The following is a 17381-nucleotide window of genomic DNA, read 5'->3' as shown; positions in this document are numbered from 1 at the left end:
TCCATCTTAAAAAATGACCTTGAACATAGCCTTCTGACCTGTTGATCTGTGGATGCAGCTGAAATCATATACACTGAAGAGACCCCCCGGCCAGGCGGGCGGTCTCTCCACCTTTTTTACACAACGACAGAAGCTTCGACTGCAGCCTGCCTTTTTACACGCTCCAAGTCTGTATCCACCATCATACGAACGAGCTGTTCGAAGCCGACTTCCAAGCGCCAGCCCAGCTTTTCTTTCGCCTTGGCACAATCGCCGAGCAATAAGTCAACCTCTGCTGGTCGAACAAATTGCGGATCAATCACGACATAATCCTCGTAATTTAAACCTACATGAGAAAAAGCAATGTGCAGCAGTTCACGCACAGAATGCATTTCTCCCGTGGAAATGACGTAATCATCGGGTTGATCCTGCTGAAGCATCAGCCACATCGCCTTTACATAATCTCCTGCAAAACCCCAATCTCGCAGTGAATCCAAATTCCCCATGCGCAGCTCCTGCTGCAATCCCAGTTTGATACGAGCCACTGCATCCGACACTTTGCGTGTTACAAACTCCAGCCCTCGGCGGGGCGACTCGTGATTGAACAAAATACCGGAGCAAGCAAACATATCAAAGCTTTCACGGTAGTTGACAGTAATCCAATGACCATACACTTTGGCAACACCATAAGGACTGCGTGGGTAAAACGGAGTCGTTTCTGTCTGCGGCGTCTCCAGCACCTTACCGAACATCTCGCTGCTTGACGCCTGATAAAAGCGTGCTTCCGGTTTGGCAATCCGAACCGCCTCCAGCATGTTGGTGACAGATAACGCTGTAATTTGCCCTGTAGCCAAGGGCTGCGGCCATGAGGCAGCTACAAAGGATTGAGCGGCCAAGTTGTAGACCTCATCCGGGTCAGACTGACGAACGGCTTCGATCAGCGAAGCCAGATCAGTCATATCACCGGAAAGCCAGTGAATGTCATTTTGAATATGCGATACATTTTCAAAGTTCGGTGTGCTGGTTCGTCTGCGCATCCCATACACCTCATAATCCTTGGACAGCAGCAACTCAGCCAGATAAGACCCGTCTTGCCCGGTAATCCCTGTGATCAGCGCTTTTTTCATTCCAATTCCCCCACTGTTAATTATTGTTCAACCAGATCCAGACCTTGAAACGCCTGGTACACAGACCTTAATCCTTCTTCTAGTGAAATACGCGCCGACCAGCCCAGCCCGGAAATCCGGGATACATCTACCAACTTACGCGGCGTTCCGTCAGGAACGGATGTATTAAAAGTAATTTCGCCCTCATAGCCGACTACATTCTTGACTCGCTCAGCCAGCTCACGGATGGAAATATCCTCACCCACGCCAATATTGACAATCTCATCTTCCTCATAGTTATTCATCAGGAATAGACAGGCATCGGCCAAATCATCCGAATGAAGAAATTCTCGGCGGGGCGTACCGGAGCCCCATACCTCTACAGTCGGAGAGTGATTCAGCTTAGCCTCATGAAACTTGCGGATCAGCGCAGGCAGCACATGAGAGGTTTGGAGATCAAAATTGTCACCTGGACCATATAAATTCGTCGGCATCACCGAAATAAAACGGGTTCCATACTGACGGTTGTAGGACTGGCACATTTTGATTCCGGCAATTTTAGCAATCGCATAAGCCTCATTGGTAGGCTCAAGCTCACCTGTAAGCAGATATTCTTCTCGCAACGGCTGCGGAGCAAACTTGGGATAAATACAGGTAGAGCCCAGGAATAGCAGCTTGTTTACGTTTTTCCGATATGCTGCATCAATCAAATTCGTTTGTATAAGCAAATTGTCACGGATAAAATCGGCTGGATATTCGTTATTTGCCAAAATTCCGCCTACCTTGGCTGCTGCCAGAAATACATAATCCACAGGCTCTGTATTAAAAAAATGATCTACGGCCTCTTTATTGCGCAGATCCAGTTCACGGCTTGTGCGAGTAGTAATATGACAATATCCCGCTTTCTGAAGCGCTCGAACAATAGCGGAACCCACCAGCCCATTGTGTCCTGCCACATAGATGTTGGAATGAAGCTCCATCCTTCTCTCCTACCCCTCTTTATTAAAATTGACTTTAATAAGCATCCTTGGAGCCCAGCAGCACACGAAATGTTTTCAACATGATGATCATATCCGTGCGGAAACTGCGTCTAGATATGTACTCCAAATCCAGTTCTACCATCTGGTCAAAGCTTAGATGATTGCGACCGCTGATCTGCCATAGTCCGGTGCAGCCCGGTGTAACCGTCAAACGCAGCTTATCCCTCATGGTGTAATCATGGACTTCTCTTGGTAATGGGGGTCTGGGTCCTACAAGGCTCATATGCCCACGCAATACATTGAAGAGTTGCGGCAGCTCGTCGATACTCGTTCTGCGAAGAAATCGACCCACACGGGTAATTCGGGGATCGTCTCGCATTTTGAACATTGCCCCCTCAATTTCATTTTCCACCAGCAGTGCAGACAATCTGGCTTCGGCATCAGACACCATCGAACGAAATTTGATCATACGAAATGGTCGCTCATGTTTACCAATACGAATCTGATAAAATAATGCACTACCTTTGGGATCTTCCAGCTTGATCAACAAAATGACGAGCAGAAATACCGGGCACAGTACGATGATTCCAATAAAAGACAATATTATATCCATACTTCGCTTCACAAACGGATATACACTCCATCCTTGTCGTCGTTCAAGCCCATGAGCGACCGAATATACATCCACTGACGCGCCCAACACTTCGGCCTCGTTCGAGCGGGAAGAAGACACGTCTCATCACCTCGCTCCTTATTAATAAATATCACTAATTAATTGTTATAAGAATTTTATATACTTTTATTTCCTCCGATTTATTCATGTCAGATTGCGTTCTTCCATACCACGCTCGGTGCGGCGTTTCACGTTATTGAGCACTACCCCCAGAATGCGCGCCTTTACCCTTTCCAAATTTGCCTTTGCCTTCTTAACGACATCCTTTTTGACCTTCCCTGCCTGCACTACCAAAATGACACCATCACACATGGCACTTACAATGAGTCCATCCGGAAAAGAAAGCAGTGGAGGCGTATCCATTAGAATCACGTCATAATGCTCTTTTAGCTCAACCAGCAGGGCCTTCATCCTACGGGAGCTAAGCATCTCGGACGGATTGGGTGGATTCGGTCCAGCTGTGATTGCATGCAGATGATCAATCCCGGTTTCCTGAACCACATCCTGCCAGGTCTGTTGATTGGCAAGAACCCGTGTCAGTCCTGTATGATTGCGCAAACCAAACATATGGTGCAAAGAGGAGCGACGCAGATCCATGTCCATAACCAGCACCTTTTTCCCCTCTTGTGCATAGGTTACAGCCAAATTGCTAATCGTGACAGTTCTGCCTTCACCCGCTTGAGCGGACGCCACCATCATCACCTCAATCGGCTCGTCTATAGAAGAAAACTGGATGTTGGTGCGAAGCATGCGGTACTCCTCCGAAACGGAAGACTGAGCATGTAAGGATGTAACGAGCTGATTATTGATTAATTGCGGCATATTGTCCCTCACCTACCTGTTTAGGAGTTGTAGTAGAACTGTCAGAGCGTCTATCCTCTTTTTTCATTTTTGTAATTAGGGATAGGGTAGGCAGGCCAAGTTCTTTTTCAATATCCTCTTCATTCTTAAATGTATCATCCAATACCTCCAGCAAAAACGCTAAGCCTATTCCTAGCAATAAAGAAATGGCAAAAGCTATAAAAATCTGAATAGCGGGATTATTGTTCACGGGAATGGCTGGATCATTTAGGCTGGCTTCACTTAGAATGGTGACATTGTCCATTTTCATGATAGAGGGAATTTGCCGCTTGAATACTTTGGCTACCGCATTGACGGTTTTCACAGCCTTCGTATATGATAAGTCGCGCACTGTAACATCCATGACCTGTGAATCACCTGCGGTGTTTACTCTTAATCTTTGCGCCAAAGCTGACGGAGTAACCTTAAGATCGGGGAAGCTGGCGACCACCTGATCCATAATCGCCGAGGAGATCATAATTTGCTTATAGGAGTTTGTTAAGGCTATATTCGTTTGTACGACACTGTAATCGACGACACCTGCACGATCCGGTCGTGGCGTCTGGTTGATAATGAGCTTTGCGGTAGCTTCATAAACCTGCGGGGTAAAATATACATTTTTTATGCCTACTACAGCGCACACCAGCAGTACGATACTACTGATCAACCACATTCTCTTTCGGATCAAACGGATGTACTCTTTCAACTGCACAAGACCAGTCCTCCCTGTTTGACTTGTTTTCGATGCAATAACGCTTGTACTGATCCTCTGCATAACGGGAAAAGAACGATGCATGACCCTCTAATCTATAGTAAAATGTTGTATAATAGCGCATAGAAGGTCTAGCCAGCGAATAAGCACAGAATGCTCAATCATCGGTGGCCTCTTAGGGTATATTAATGAAGATATAAGTGAAAACTATGAAATACAGATACGTTATGTAACCTACATAATTAATTTATGATACAAATTGTATCTTGTCAAGCGTAAAATTGCTCTTTTTACCTTTCTTAACCTTGCCTTCAGGAGGAAAAACAGATGAATTATGGAACCCGCATCGCTGAATTACGAGAACATAAGGGATTAAAACAAGAGGAATTAGCACAATCCCTCGGAATTACGCGGGCGGCTCTTTCTCACTATGAAAAAAATAGACGCAAGCCAGACTTTGAGATCCTGACCAAGCTCGCTGATATTTTCGGGGTAACCATCGATTATTTGGTGGGACGTACGAGCCAGCCGACAGCCATATTAGATTCAGATGTGAGGGAATTTGTGGATCAGCTTGAACTGTCCGACGAGGATATTCTGCAACGTTTTAACCTGACGATTGACGGACGCACCTTGACTGAGGAAGAAGCCAAGCGCTTTATCGCGTTTGTTCGAATGGAACGAATGATGGAATAATGAAAGCGCTGCTGCTCGGTGCTTGGATCAAGTAGGACCAGCAACTGAAATTTACATGCGCTTGTCCTTCCGACACTTGGTGTCATCTGCATCGCCATTCAGCCATTCCGGTGTCGTGATCCCACATTGGAGCAAAATGTTCCGTATGTCCAAGTGGATAGCCGCTTTGCCTGCTTTTCGTGCGTTGTTTTGAATAAGAGGACTGTTCTCCCCTAATTCTGTTTCCTTATTCATTCAGCATTAACCTCACTTTATTATTCTTGGTCACCGGAAAGAAATTCCTTACAAACCATGTATGTATAGTCATGAACAAAACTATTATATATGAATACATAGCTGCAATGTTGTCGTCTTATGACGAGAATATAAAAGGATTTTCTTATTTTTTTCTCCATTATACGTAAAGTATTGGCAATTCAGAACGATTTACAAATAAAAAAGAACCTGTCAGGTCCTATTTTTTCCTGATAGGTTCTTTTTTGTTTTTTTCCGAAATGATGTTAGATATTCATTAGGTAAGGTCCTATATGCATCCAGTGTGTTTAAGCGACCTCGACTGCCTGAGAAACCTGAGTACCTCCGGTCGCTCGGACTTTGTAAAAGTAATGATCTCCGTCTTTGACCGTGCGGTCCGTATAGGTGCTTCCTACTACTTGCGAGGCAATCACCTGGTAGGCACCGTCAGTCCGGTCAGCACGCAGCACATCATAGGAGGATACGCCTTCTGCTTGGAGCCAATTAATCTTGACCGCTCCGTCTTGAGTAGAGGCTGCTTTAACCCCCGTTGGGGCAATAGCTGCGGTCTGATCTGTACTTTTTAATTCCAAAATATATTGTACCGATTCGCCAGGCCCCAGCTTTTCTTCAAAATCAAGGGCAGGAGAAGCCTTCAGTCCTGATATGGAACGCTGTGCCTGACTGTAGGTAGAACCCGCTCCAAAGCGTTCCCCTGTGTACAAACCAGCTTTTGGCATCGTCACCCGTACGCGAACTGTCTGCGTGGTGGATTCGAAATTCACTAGGTTCACCAGCAATTTGTTCGAGGTAGCGCCGCTACCTGCCAACGGTTTAAGCTTGGACGTATCGACCGCGCGAACATACACCATCTTATCCTTGGTATCCTCTGGATTCAGTAGGGTATAAGTCAGCGGTTTACCATGCGTGGCATAGGCTAGACTCAAGCGTCTCATGATCTTAACGCGAGTGTCCTGTCCTTGCCCAAACGGATAAATTTCCGTGTTAGCAGGGTTGTGATTTTGCAGATCAAAGCCTGTTTTAAACAGCGTGTAATCCTTATAAAAAGCAGCATGCTGGATAAACATGTCGGCAAACCCAATTTGCGAACGCATAATCCGATCGAATGCGGCAGCTTGTGGCTGACTAGCTCCGTAATCGGGATTATCTCGATGCGTATCATTAGTACCGAACTCCGTATTTAGCATCTTTTTCGCCAGTCCGTCGCTCGAACCACCAAAGGTTCTCAAATTTTGAACGAAGCTGCCTCCGCCCTCTTCAATATACGATTCACCATAGGCGTGTCCGTTGGTCAGGTCGGTGACTTCTTCCAACTGTTTACGCTGCGCTGGGTCCCGTTCCCATCCATCTGGATCACCGCATTTCTGCGTACCTCCGGTTTGATTTTTGCACGCCTTGGTAGAATATGTCGGCCAGTAGGCCCAGCCCGGCGCTACGGTTTTGAGATGCGGTGCCAATTGCTTGCCTTCCGTATTCAACCACTTAGCCACAGCTAGGTCTACTGCCTTAGAACGGTTAAACAATCCAGGCTCATTATCTACTTCATAATATTGAAGGTATGAACCATATTTTTTTACATAATCGCGCAGCTTTTGCTTGGCCGTCTCTGGCAGAGTACCATCTTTTTGCAGCTTAATATCACCTGTATATAGATACAAAGCAGACGATTGCATATTATACTGCTTCAACGTTTGATAGTAATCATCCACGTCTGTGCATGCCTTGCCCACATTACTGGCACAGGTGACCCTCATGACGTTGCCGCTATAGGCAATTCCCAGCCATTTGAGCACGTATGGCAGATGCTTAACTGCACCCTGATCATAATAAAATTCTTTATTGTTTACATTCGTACCAGTCAGTATATATTTACCATGTACCGGTTCGGTCGCAGGGGAAGCTAACGTCTCCAAGCTCAAGTCATCCCAAGTCCACCACACATTTTTATCTTCTGCAGAGGAGCAGTATAGGCAGCGCGCTGTCTTTAGCTTGAGTACGTTAACACCGCTTTGCAATTGTTCTTTGGGAATATACAGCTCGTAGTTATTTTTGAAATTATAGGTACTTCCAGTACCGGATACCCCGGCAATCTGAATAATTCCGGACAGCTGATGATTTGAAAAAACAGCCATCTGCGGCACAGCTTTGCCCGCATCCAAAATCCGAACGCGGAATATCATACCATTGGGAGGAATCTGATTCAGCTTATACTGGAGTGTCAATTCAGGATTCGTGGATGCATTCAAACCGGGAGGGATATCTCCACTGCTGAGCAATACCGGAACTGTTGAATTTTCTGCTACTGACATTGCCGACAATGTTCCTTTAGCAGAGGATTCGGCAGAAGCTGCTGCTGCAGAAATATCGATATTATCCCTACCGACAACTCCTTTGAATTCCGCTGAAGAGTCATCCCTCTGACCCAGCTTCCATACTGGACTGGCCGCCGCTACCTGATCCGACTGCAATTCTACGCTTTTTGAAGGCATGTATAATAACCAAGCGATCATGGCTATAGCTGCGACACCTAGTAGTCCGGATAATACGACCGTATACCTATGGGTCAACCATTTTTTCATTATACGATACACCCTCTCTCCTCAAAATTTTTGACCGGGAAAGAGTATCTATCAAGGAAGAAACAAAGCGTTTCCGGGAACCACCGCTTTCGCTTCATGCTGACTTTCCCACATCAGACGTGCCATTGCGTCGCCTTTTTCATCATAGTATTCCACTTTTAGATCTACCATTTTACCTGCTTCCAAAGCAATACTGCCTTTTCGCTCTGTCCAGCTTTGTTTGAACCAACTGTCAATCACCAACTTGCCGTCTACCCATACACGAATACCGTCATCGGATATGGTTGTGAACGTATAGGTCTCGCTGTATTGTGGTTTGATTTTACCTGTCCAGCGAACTGAGAACTGATCGGCATTTACCTTTGGATCAGCAGCAGCGGCGCGCCAGTTGTAATCCAACTTGCTATCTGTACGGGTCAATACAGGACTGCCGTTCAAATCCATATTGTTGAAATATTCACCCCGCAGCCCGTTCACATATACCGTATCAGGCACGGAAGGAGGGGCCGGAGCTGGGGGCACGATCACTACTGGCGGAACCGGGATAGGCTCACTTTGCCCCTCATCCGGTAAGGTCGGTACATCTGTCCCCGGTTGTTGAATTGCTGCCAGCCCATTTTTCACATCATCCCGTGTCAAACTCTTCGAATCATTCATATAATCTTGTATTTGATTGGTTGTGTTATTTTCGGTCAGCATCTTGCCCCAAGTCATGGAATACACCCATTTCGGCTGAGCCTGCAACACCTCAGAACTAGGCATCTCCCCGTGCTCCCCAATGGCAATCGGCTTATTCCGTGCCAACCCAAGCAATCCATCATAATGACTTTGCTTAAAATCATTGTTGTAAATGTCTACTGCCAAAATATCCACTTTGTCATCCCCCGGATATTTCGGGGTGTACGGGACAGTGTAGGAATTGGGAGCATTGGGACTCCACACCCACAGCAGATTGTTCAATTGATGTGTGTTTACAAAACGATCGTACATGATATTCCATAGCTGATTGAAATTATTTTTGTTGCCCCACCAGAACCAATCGCCATTCATTTCGTGGTAAGGTCTCCACAATACTGGAACCCCTGCATCACGAAGCTGCTTCAACGATACAGCGACCTTATCCAGATCGGCAATAAGGAGGTTATATTGCGTAGTGCCTGGCGTCACGTATTTATTGAACTCTGCCTGGCTTACTTTTGCCTGCACATTGGCCCAAGTCAGCGGTCTTCCCGGCAGTGCTTCATGAAAAGTCATCGTCACAATACCACCGGATCTGCTCCAACGAATAGCGCTATCGACGACATTTTTGCGTTGTGCTGCTTCTACAGTGTCAGATTGACCAGAGATGGCTCCCATCTCATAGCCGTGTAGACCGACATACGCCTGGCTGATTTTTTGGATCTTGTTGCTCAATTCATCTGGACTTTCCAAATAATCATGCTGACCGGTGACTGTTTTTTTTCCAGAGATGCTGAGTAAATAATTGTATAGTTCACGGGCCTGAGTAGAAGCGTCCGAATTTACAGGTTGTAATGAAGCGGCATTTACCACAGACAGAGAATCACCAAATCCGACGGGCAACAAAGAAAAAAGCATAACAACGGGGAGGACATGACGTATCAGTCGATACAGAGGAATAAAATTGAATCTCACTTTTGCTCTTCCTTTCGGTAGCCAGGCTGCCATCCTTACGGGAAGGCCCTTTAGCTTTGCGTACCTGCCTTTCGACAGGGTTGCGTTTATCGTTGGAAGGAGTTTGGATTCCTTCTTAACCTAAGTATCGACTTTTTTTTACCAAAATTTAATAGGTCATGTTCATGAATTTACAGGTTTTCGCCCAATTTCGACAGTTTGGGCTATGACTTTTCATCAAATCTTCTTTTTTTACGTTTTTACGAAAATAATTATGAGATAAATTGATGACGAGAAATTTCATTCCAATCCATGCAAAAGCGTACAATATCCTCTTCAACCAACTCAGAGCCAGTCTGCACTTCAATCAAATCCACATCCGTCACAGCCAAAATACTATGCTTCGTCCCTTCAGGGATACGGACCACGTCACCGGCCTTCACTTTGTGCAGCTTCTCATTCAGAATAATTTCCGCTTCGCCGCTTATAATAGTCCAGATTTCGCTTCGTTTGAAGTGAAGCTGGTAGCTGATATTTTTACCTTTACGTACGCGGATGCGTTTGGTCAGTACCTCATTACCCTCGTCATATTTTACATAGTCCACAACTCGATACTGTCCCCAACGACGTTCTTCATACATTGGACGCTGATCATGAGCCTTGAGCACTTCCTTGATGCGTGGGCTTTCTGCCTTATTGGTCACAAGAATACCGTCTGGGCTCGCGGCTACAATCAGATCATTTGTTCCAATGATCGCCACAGGAATGTCCAGTTCATTAATAAGACTTGTATTGACACAATCCTCCGTAACTACCCCTCTACCCACTTGCTGATGAGACATCTCTTCTGTAAGTGTATTCCAGGTGCCTAGATCCTTCCAGAAACCATCGTATGGAAGAACAACAATGTCTTTTTCCTTCTCGACTACCTCGTAGTCAAAGCTGATTTTTTCCAGAGACGCGTATTGCTTTTGCATTTCTTCATAATTCAGCGGCAGACCCTTGGACGCCAGGATATCCAGCAAATAGCTTAATTTGAATGCAAAAACCCCGCAGTTCCATAGAGCATTGCGTTCCATTAGACGCTCCGCCTGCTCCCGGTCGGGTTTCTCTTGAAAATGGCTCACTTCGCGATAGCCTGTGCTACCTTTAGTGGCATCGTTTTTCGGAATAATATAACCGTATTTCTCTGAAGGATAGGAAGGGACAACCCCAATTAATGCAAGCTTGCCTTCACTTTCCTGAAGTGTATGTTCCAATTGGGCTACAGAAGCAAAGAAAGCATCCTCTACGTATGGATCTACAGGCAATATAGCTATAATTTCATCAGGCGAAACACCCGCAATGGAATATAGATAAGTCGCTGTCAGTGCAATCGCAGGAAAGGTATCTCTGCGTTCCGGCTCAACAATGATGCGCGTATCCGATCCGATTTGGCTCTGGATCATTTCGACCTGCGCTCTCCCTGTTGCAATAAACGAGGATTCAGATAATTCGTTGTCTCCCAATTGTCTCCATACCCGCTGCACCATGGATTCCGAAATCCCTTCCGGGCTCTCCAGTACCTTCAAAAATTGTTTGGAACGGGAATCGTTAGATAACGGCCATAATCTTTTACCGGAACCACCAGACAAAAGTACGAGCTTCATAACTCTCCACTTCCTCTCTATATTGGTTGGGTGATCGTTCTGATGATGAATTGACTACCCGCTACGAAATGCATTTGATCTTACGATCGCTGTTGCCGTGGGATTCTTCGGATTGTGTAAGACATTTATATGTAAGAATCCCAAGTCAAAGGCGACCGCTCCGCTTCTCCAGATTCAAATCCATTCCTGCGCTACTCAAAAATGCATCATATCGATCATACCTTGTGGTGCAAAAGGCACGACCGGACATTATTAAGTCCGGTCAGCCTGTAAAAATCTCACGCTTGGCGTTTACCTGCTGTGCTTGCAAACTCCAAGTAATCAAGGATTCTTAACGCCTTGCCAAGATTACCTCTCAACAACCGCAATGGCGTCCTTGATCAGAAGGAGCGGCTTCAACCGTGCCGCTCCTTCTGATCCGACCTTCCTACTCCCATCCCCTAAGATGGGAGATTAAAAATCGTGACTCTGTGCGATAAAAGCAGCGGAGCGGGCAGAATTGTTCTGAAGAAGCGTCAGCGTTTGCCTTTATCCCCGGATTTTAACCTTTGAATGTTTTATACAATCCAGAAAATCCGGGGATAACAGCAATCGGAAGAACAATCTGCACGCGCAGCGCCTCCCCCACCACTACAGTCCTTTTTAAGCTTCCACTTTATCTCTGTTCCACCCACTCATCCGCGGACGACCCACGGAGTAGTATTCCAGTCCAGAGCCTTGAATCTGTTCCTCGGTGAATACGTTACGACCGTCGATCAGAACAGGCTTGTGTAGAATGGAGCCCAGTTGCACGAGGTCAACTTTTTTGAACTCTTCCCAATCCGTCAGCAGGCACACAGCATCGCTTTTTTCGGCGGCTTGCTGCGGGGAGGAGCACCATACAATATTCGGATGATCCACGCGCTCCTTGAATTTATCCATTGCAATCGGATCATACAGCTTGACAATAGCTCCTGCCTGAATGAGCGTTTCTACGATTTCCAAGGCTGGTGCTTCGCGGATGTCATCTGTATTGGGCTTGAAGGCGAGGCCCCAAATGCCAATCGATACGCCGTTTAGCTGACCCAGCGATTCACGCAGCTTGGATACAATCATAAAGCGCTGGTCGGTATTCACCTCGACCACTGATTTTAACAACTTAAATTCATAGTCTACATTACCCGCAATTTGGATGAGCGCATTCGTATCTTTCGGGAAGCAAGAGCCACCGTATCCGATCCCTGCTTGCAGGAAAGAGGAACCGATCCGTTTATCCATGCCCATACCTTCAGCCACGCAAGTAACGTCCGCACCAACCTTTTCACAAATATTAGCAATCTCGTTAATAAACGAAATTTTAGTTGCCAGAAACGCATTAGAGGCATATTTGATCATTTCAGCACTGCGGATATCCGTGACATAGATTTTATCTGTGAATACCTGATGCAGGGTGACCATCGTCTCACGCAATCCTGTATTGTCCAAACCAATAATGATGCGATCCGGATGAAGCGTATCATTGATGGCCGAACCTTCTCTCAGGAACTCTGGCGCAGATACAATATCGAAAGACAGACTCGTATGACGAGCCACTACATCCTTAATCTTTTCGTTCGTTCCGACAGGTACGGTACTCTTGGTCATAATAATCTTGTACCCATTCATAGCTTTCCCGACATCAGCGGCCGCCTGTTCAATGTAAGACAAATTCGCCTCGCCGTTAGCCAGTGAAGGTGTACCTACCGCTAAAATGACAACATCCGATCGACGTACCGCGTCAGCCAAATCCGAGGTGAACTCCAAACGACCAGCTTCTAGATTCAACGCGATCAATTCTTCAATACCTGGTTCATAAATCGGAGATTCCGCACGGTTCAACATATCGATTTTGTACTGCTCCAGATCGACACAAATTACCTCATTACCTTTTTGCGCAAAACATACACCCGAGACGAGCCCAACGTATCCAGTACCGATTACAGCCAGCTTCATTCCGTTCATCCTCCTTTTAGAAAGTTCACATAGGCTTGTTCTACATACTTTTTCAATTGATCCTTGAAGTTATCTTCATCAAATTTGCGAGCATGGGTAATGATATCGTCCACATTCCATGCATGTTGCTCGACCTTTGCGACGGCCTCCAGCACATCGTCTACTTGATGCTTGCGGAAAAATACGCCGTTCACATGAGGAACAATCGTATCCAGCGCTCCCCCGCCCTGAAAAGCGATAACTGGCCGTCCGGCCGCATTCGCCTCCAAAGGCGTAATACCAAAATCCTCTTCCCCTGGAAAAACGAGCGCCCGACATTCCGCCATCAGCTTGTTAACCTCTTCGTCCTCAAGTCTGCCGAGGAACTCAATGTTCGGGGCAGCCATGGCTTCGAGTCGTTTACGATCCGGTCCTTCACCAACGATGCGCAGCTTGAGACCGTTCCGTTTGAATGCCTCGATCGCAAGATCAATGCGCTTGTAGGACACCAATCGGGATACGATCAAATAATAGTCACCGATGCTTGTAGCACGTTTAAAACGAGATGTATTGATAGGAGGGAAAATAACATCTGCCTCCCGTTGGTAATAGTGCAGAATTCTCCGCTTGACGACAGAAGAATTGGCGACAAACTGGTCTACGTTGCGAGAAGTTTTGGCATCCCATGTTTTCAGCCTGTTCATGTACAGCTTGAGCATATTTTTGAGCAGGTTGGATTTGGACTGCCGGGCCATATATGTATCGTAATCCCAGGCAAACCGCATCGGTGTGTGGCAGTAACAAATGTGAAACGTATGCTTGGGTACCTGGATGCTTTTCATAAATGCGCTGCTGGAGCTTAAAACAATGTCGAAATCCCTAAAATCAAAATCACGGATAGCGATGGGATACAGCGGCAGCACTCCTTTGAAGTTGGACTTCACTCCTGGGATGTTTTGTAGCCAAGTGGCTCTAATATCCGCATCCTTCAAGTTACGCGACAGACGCTCATCGCTGAACACTGTTGTGAAGATGGGAGCCTCCGGATACATATCATGGAATACCTCCACTACCCTTTCCGCTCCGCCCATTTGGATTAAGTAATCATGTGCTATCGCTATTTTCATCTGAATCATCCTTTAACGCGAATGTCGGTCAGACTCCTGCCAACAAACCCTTATAGTAATGAACTATATCCTTAACAGTGTTCTCGATGACAAAATGCTTCTTGACCCGTTCCATCCCTTTCTCACCCATCTGCTGACGTTCCTGTGGATGCTCCAGCATCCAGCGGATGGCTTCTTCCAGCTTGGCTGGGTCTCCCGGTTCAATGAGCAGCCCGGTTTCATTGGGTACTACCGTTTCCTTGGGACCACCTTCGTTTGAAGCGATCACGGGCAAACCTGCGGCCATACCCTCAATAATGACCTGACCGAATGGTTCCGGTGTAATGGAGGTATGAATGAGCAAATCACAGCGCTGCATCAGACCCTGGATGTCATCGACGTGTCCCATCAAATTGACGTTGGTCAACCCGTATTCGCGCATCGTGGATTCCAATCGTTGCTTGTATTCCTCTTCTCCGAACAACGCATCTCCAGCCAGCCAGAATTTCACACGCTGATCTGGTAAAAAAGAGCGGGCCGCTTCCAGTAAAATATGTTGTCCCTTCCATTCCGCCAATCTGCCAACCAATACGACGTTAAACGAGTCATCGCCACGCAAATGTGCAGCCGAATCACGAGCCGTAATCGCTTTGGCAAAAGCGGAGTAGACGACGAGCGTCTTTTTGTCCGGGGGTAATTCCAATGCACTTAGCGTAGATTTGGAATTGGCAATCACTCCGTTGGGCAAAAAGCGGGACATCAGCCGAATCCCTTTGGCTACAATCGGCTTCAGATAAGGCGGACCGATGTGGTCACGGATATGCCAGATTAATGGCAGCTTCGCTGATTTGGCGGCTACTGCACCATACAGTGCAGACTTGAGCGAGTTCGTGTGTACACACACGACTTTTTCCTCACGCAGCAACGGCGCGAGTTTTCTGCCGTAAGCCAGCAAGCGAAAGGCTGCTGCAGGCGCACCCAGATTAACGGCATTCCGTCCCCGATTGCGAATCCAATCATCTAGTGGAACGATGCGCACATCAATATCGCGCTGCCGAAGTCGATCCGCCAAATCGCCCTCCTCCGCCAAAATAACGAGCGGGTCGATATGTTCTCCGATATTCGTCAGGATGTTATACAAAGCGACTTCACCGCCGCTCCATCTTGCCGTATGGTCAATATAAGCTACTCTCATCATTTCGCCGCCGCCTTTCTGTCAAGGACCTGCCGGAACACTTCTTCCACCTGCTCCGCTACATGTCCCCATGTGTATCTGCTCAAGACATGGTCCCGGCATTCCCGTGCATTTGGTAGAAGTTCACGATGATCCAGCACACGCAGCAGCCCTGCAGCAATGGCTTCACTGTCCGTTCCCTGAAATAAAAGCTCAGGACGGAATCCTCTTAAAATTTCCTTGTTGCCGCCTACCGGAGTAGCCAGCACGGGTAGTCCCGAGGCCATCGCCTCGACTGTGATCAGACCAAAACCCTCTAGCGCCTGTGTTGGCACAACGAACAAATTCGATGCTTGATGGTACAGGGGCAGCTCCTCATCCGACACATAACCAAGCAGCCTTACCTGGTTATGAAGGTTGTATTCCGCCACCTTGGAAGCCAATTCCTCCATCAAGGGGCCCTTCCCACCAATTAGCAGCAGATGATCGGGGTGTCGCTCGGTTACACGTCGCCATGCTTCAAGCAGCTGTAGCAGTCCCATGCGATTAACAAGACGACGAACAGTTAGCACAATCGTCGCATTTTGCGGCAAATTCAGCCGCTTCCGTACGGCCTCCTGATCCTCTGCCGGATGGAACCTTTCTACATTCGCCGCACCGGGGATAACATGAATTTTGCTAAGTGGTACTTTATAGTGCTCGTGCAAAATATCCCGAAAAGTCTCGCTTAGCACTATAAATTTATCCGCCAGGCCATAAGCCTTCATTTCGATGGATCTGGCCAACGTCGTTTTTAGAAAATGCTTAATTCCCTGTCCCTCAATTTTCATTTCCTCCGTCCAAGGTCCGTGGAAAGTGGTAACGACAGGGATTCCTCTTTTTTTCGCCTCCAGTGCCGGTCCGACACTATAGGGTGCAAAGTGGGAATACAGCACATCGACCGGTTGCTTGTCGAACAGCTCTGCTGCATATTTTTGCATCAGATCTCTGCGCTTCCAGATGGATTGCTGTTTGCTGCCAATCGAATGAATTCGAACACGGCTTTGCGTCTGTGGCTGCTCATCACTACAGATTAGAGCATCCAGCGTATTGTGATCTAACGTAAGCTGCTCACAGATGGATTTAAAATATGTGTTGAGCCCTCCTGGCTGCAAGGAAGGCCAGCTAAGCCCCGTTGCCGCAATACGAAATCCGTTATTGTACGACATAGCTGGTTTCTCCTTTCTGCTCGGTCTGTCCGTCATCCACGATTTCTATCTTTTTTCGCCGTTTGGTTAACTCATAATGCTTGAAGCAGACGAGGAACTCATACATCACCCAGAAAACCGCTACGGCAAAACCCGCCAATCCCTTGCGGTATAAACCTTGAACAAAATACTTCTGTACAAAGCGGGCGGGAGGCCTCCACAACAGTCTGGTAATCCGAAAGGATCTCCCTTTGTTAAATGCCGTCTCTGCTTCCAGATCCGTATACTTGTTAAAACGGGTCATATGATCGCTGATGCTACGGAAGCCATAATGCCATAACACGCCCTCCAGATTAATAATCTGGGAGGAGGCTACATCTGGCATTTCATGAACGAGACTATTCGTAATGCCATAAATTTGCCGATTGTACAGACGAACCAAATACTCGCCTTTGTTCATCCATTTGCCGAGAAAATCACCAATGCGAAATACGGAATAGGCTTTGGCCGGATCGTGAAGTGTCTCCTTTACCTTCAACAATTCACCAAGCAACTCTGCATCCACTACTTCGTCTGTATCAATCAGAAATATCCAATCAAATTCCGCTTTATCAACACCAAACATGCGCTGTTTGGCATAACCGGGCCATGGGTTAGAAAACACCCTACAGCCCAATGATTCAGCTACCTGAATCGTATTGTCCTTGCTCCCTCCGTCAATGACGACGATATCGTCCGCAAAGGGCTGGCAGGATTTAATGGCGGCTGTTATTCGAATGCCATCATCCTGAGCGATAATAACTACGGATATCCGGTTGTCCGCGGGAACGCTAGACATGTGGTTCATTAGCGGGTGCCTCCTT

The 17381-nt window shown here is 46.9% G+C and carries 15 protein-coding genes and 1 riboswitch; of the genes, 1 reads left to right on the top strand and 14 read right to left on the bottom strand.

Going from position 1 to position 17381, the window contains the following annotated elements:
* Nucleotides 1-116: 116 nt before the first annotated feature.
* The 5 genes from gmd to ABEW32_RS09260 form a co-directional block, all read right to left on the bottom strand.
* Nucleotides 117-1106: a GDP-mannose 4,6-dehydratase gene (gene gmd, locus ABEW32_RS09280; RefSeq protein WP_430186778.1), complete on the bottom strand. Its 990-nt coding sequence runs from the start codon at nucleotides 1104-1106 to the stop codon at nucleotides 117-119.
* Nucleotides 1107-1126: 20 nt separating this feature from the next.
* Entirely contained in the window at nucleotides 1127-2065 is a 939-nt protein-coding gene (gene fcl, locus ABEW32_RS09275) for a GDP-L-fucose synthase (protein ID WP_430186776.1), read from the bottom strand.
* A gap of 34 nt (nucleotides 2066-2099) precedes the next feature.
* The gene (locus tag ABEW32_RS09270) at nucleotides 2100-2798 is read right to left on the bottom strand and encodes a sugar transferase (protein ID WP_430186774.1); all 699 of its coding nucleotides are present in this window, start codon (nucleotides 2796-2798) and stop codon (nucleotides 2100-2102) included.
* Between the two features lie 84 nt (nucleotides 2799-2882).
* The gene (locus tag ABEW32_RS09265; protein WP_430186772.1) at nucleotides 2883-3560 is read right to left on the bottom strand and encodes a CpsD/CapB family tyrosine-protein kinase; all 678 of its coding nucleotides are present in this window, start codon (nucleotides 3558-3560) and stop codon (nucleotides 2883-2885) included.
* Entirely contained in the window at nucleotides 3541-4290 is a 750-nt protein-coding gene (locus ABEW32_RS09260) for a YveK family protein (protein WP_430186770.1), read from the bottom strand. Before ABEW32_RS09260 ends, ABEW32_RS09265 begins: the two co-directional genes overlap by 20 nt.
* A gap of 327 nt (nucleotides 4291-4617) precedes the next feature.
* On the opposite strand from ABEW32_RS09260, the gene ABEW32_RS09255 reads away from it, so the two are divergent.
* Nucleotides 4618-4986, top strand: a complete 369-nt coding sequence (locus ABEW32_RS09255) for a helix-turn-helix domain-containing protein (RefSeq protein ID WP_430186768.1) — start codon at nucleotides 4618-4620, stop codon at nucleotides 4984-4986.
* A gap of 51 nt (nucleotides 4987-5037) precedes the next feature.
* On the opposite strand, the gene ABEW32_RS09250 is transcribed toward ABEW32_RS09255, so the two are convergent.
* The 9 genes from ABEW32_RS09250 to ABEW32_RS09210 all read right to left on the bottom strand — a co-directional run bounded on the left by ABEW32_RS09250 (nucleotide 5038) and on the right by ABEW32_RS09210 (nucleotide 17365).
* Nucleotides 5038-5220, bottom strand: a complete 183-nt coding sequence (locus ABEW32_RS09250) for a hypothetical protein (RefSeq protein ID WP_430186767.1) — start codon at nucleotides 5218-5220, stop codon at nucleotides 5038-5040.
* A 308-nt stretch (nucleotides 5221-5528) separates the two neighbouring features.
* Nucleotides 5529-7823 (bottom strand): hypothetical protein, encoded by a 2295-nt coding sequence (locus ABEW32_RS09245; protein ID WP_430187038.1) that lies wholly within the window; start codon nucleotides 7821-7823, stop codon nucleotides 5529-5531.
* A 48-nt stretch (nucleotides 7824-7871) separates the two neighbouring features.
* Nucleotides 7872-9473 carry a glycosyl hydrolase gene (locus tag ABEW32_RS09240; RefSeq protein WP_430187037.1) on the bottom strand — a complete coding sequence of 534 codons (1602 nt, stop codon included), beginning with the start codon at nucleotides 9471-9473 and terminating at the stop codon, nucleotides 7872-7874.
* A 13-nt stretch (nucleotides 9474-9486) separates the two neighbouring features.
* Nucleotides 9487-9568, bottom strand: a riboswitch (cyclic di-GMP riboswitch).
* Nucleotides 9569-9724: 156 nt separating this feature from the next.
* Nucleotides 9725-11101 carry a sugar phosphate nucleotidyltransferase gene (locus tag ABEW32_RS09235; protein ID WP_430186765.1) on the bottom strand — a complete coding sequence of 459 codons (1377 nt, stop codon included), beginning with the start codon at nucleotides 11099-11101 and terminating at the stop codon, nucleotides 9725-9727.
* A gap of 642 nt (nucleotides 11102-11743) precedes the next feature.
* Nucleotides 11744-13072, bottom strand: a complete 1329-nt coding sequence (locus tag ABEW32_RS09230; RefSeq protein ID WP_430186763.1) for a UDP-glucose dehydrogenase family protein — start codon at nucleotides 13070-13072, stop codon at nucleotides 11744-11746.
* Between the two features lie 5 nt (nucleotides 13073-13077).
* Nucleotides 13078-14178, bottom strand: a complete 1101-nt coding sequence (locus ABEW32_RS09225; RefSeq protein WP_430186761.1) for a glycosyltransferase — start codon at nucleotides 14176-14178, stop codon at nucleotides 13078-13080.
* A 28-nt stretch (nucleotides 14179-14206) separates the two neighbouring features.
* Complete coding sequence (locus tag ABEW32_RS09220; RefSeq protein ID WP_430186759.1) at nucleotides 14207-15355, bottom strand: glycosyltransferase family 4 protein; 1149 nt, start codon at nucleotides 15353-15355, stop codon at nucleotides 14207-14209.
* Nucleotides 15352-16539, bottom strand: a complete 1188-nt coding sequence (locus ABEW32_RS09215; protein ID WP_430186757.1) for a glycosyltransferase family 4 protein — start codon at nucleotides 16537-16539, stop codon at nucleotides 15352-15354. Before ABEW32_RS09215 ends, ABEW32_RS09220 begins: the two co-directional genes overlap by 4 nt.
* The gene (locus ABEW32_RS09210) at nucleotides 16526-17365 is read right to left on the bottom strand and encodes a glycosyltransferase family 2 protein (protein ID WP_430186755.1); all 840 of its coding nucleotides are present in this window, start codon (nucleotides 17363-17365) and stop codon (nucleotides 16526-16528) included. The genes ABEW32_RS09215 and ABEW32_RS09210 overlap by 14 nt, the downstream gene beginning before the upstream one ends.
* Between the last annotated feature and the right edge of the window lie 16 nt (nucleotides 17366-17381).

Source organism: Paenibacillus jamilae (assembly GCF_050482105.1).
In the GTDB taxonomy this organism is placed as follows: Bacteria; Bacillota; Bacilli; order Paenibacillales; family Paenibacillaceae; genus Paenibacillus; species Paenibacillus jamilae_B.
This window is presented reverse-complemented; position numbering and strand designations above follow the sequence as displayed.

What these genes read in the sequence shown, in the direction of transcription:
- ABEW32_RS09230 (WP_430186763.1), bottom strand. Translation starts at nt 13,072, where the DNA reads ATGAAGCTGGCTGTAATCGGTACTGGATACGTTGGGCTCGTCTCGGGT.
- fcl (WP_430186776.1), bottom strand. Translation starts at nt 2,065, where the DNA reads ATGGAGCTTCATTCCAACATCTATGTGGCAGGACACAATGGGCTGGTG.
- gmd (WP_430186778.1), bottom strand. Translation starts at nt 1,106, where the DNA reads ATGAAAAAAGCGCTGATCACAGGGATTACCGGGCAAGACGGGTCTTAT.
- ABEW32_RS09215 (WP_430186757.1), bottom strand. Translation starts at nt 16,539, where the DNA reads ATGTCGTACAATAACGGATTTCGTATTGCGGCAACGGGGCTTAGCTGG.
- ABEW32_RS09235 (WP_430186765.1), bottom strand. Translation starts at nt 11,101, where the DNA reads ATGAAGCTCGTACTTTTGTCTGGTGGTTCCGGTAAAAGATTATGGCCG.
- ABEW32_RS09250 (WP_430186767.1), bottom strand. Translation starts at nt 5,220, where the DNA reads ATGAATAAGGAAACAGAATTAGGGGAGAACAGTCCTCTTATTCAAAAC.
- ABEW32_RS09210 (WP_430186755.1), bottom strand. Translation starts at nt 17,365, where the DNA reads ATGAACCACATGTCTAGCGTTCCCGCGGACAACCGGATATCCGTAGTT.
- ABEW32_RS09225 (WP_430186761.1), bottom strand. Translation starts at nt 14,178, where the DNA reads ATGAAAATAGCGATAGCACATGATTACTTAATCCAAATGGGCGGAGCG.
- ABEW32_RS09220 (WP_430186759.1), bottom strand. Translation starts at nt 15,355, where the DNA reads ATGATGAGAGTAGCTTATATTGACCATACGGCAAGATGGAGCGGCGGT.
- ABEW32_RS09265 (WP_430186772.1), bottom strand. Translation starts at nt 3,560, where the DNA reads ATGCCGCAATTAATCAATAATCAGCTCGTTACATCCTTACATGCTCAG.
- ABEW32_RS09255 (WP_430186768.1), top strand. Translation starts at nt 4,618, where the DNA reads ATGAATTATGGAACCCGCATCGCTGAATTACGAGAACATAAGGGATTA.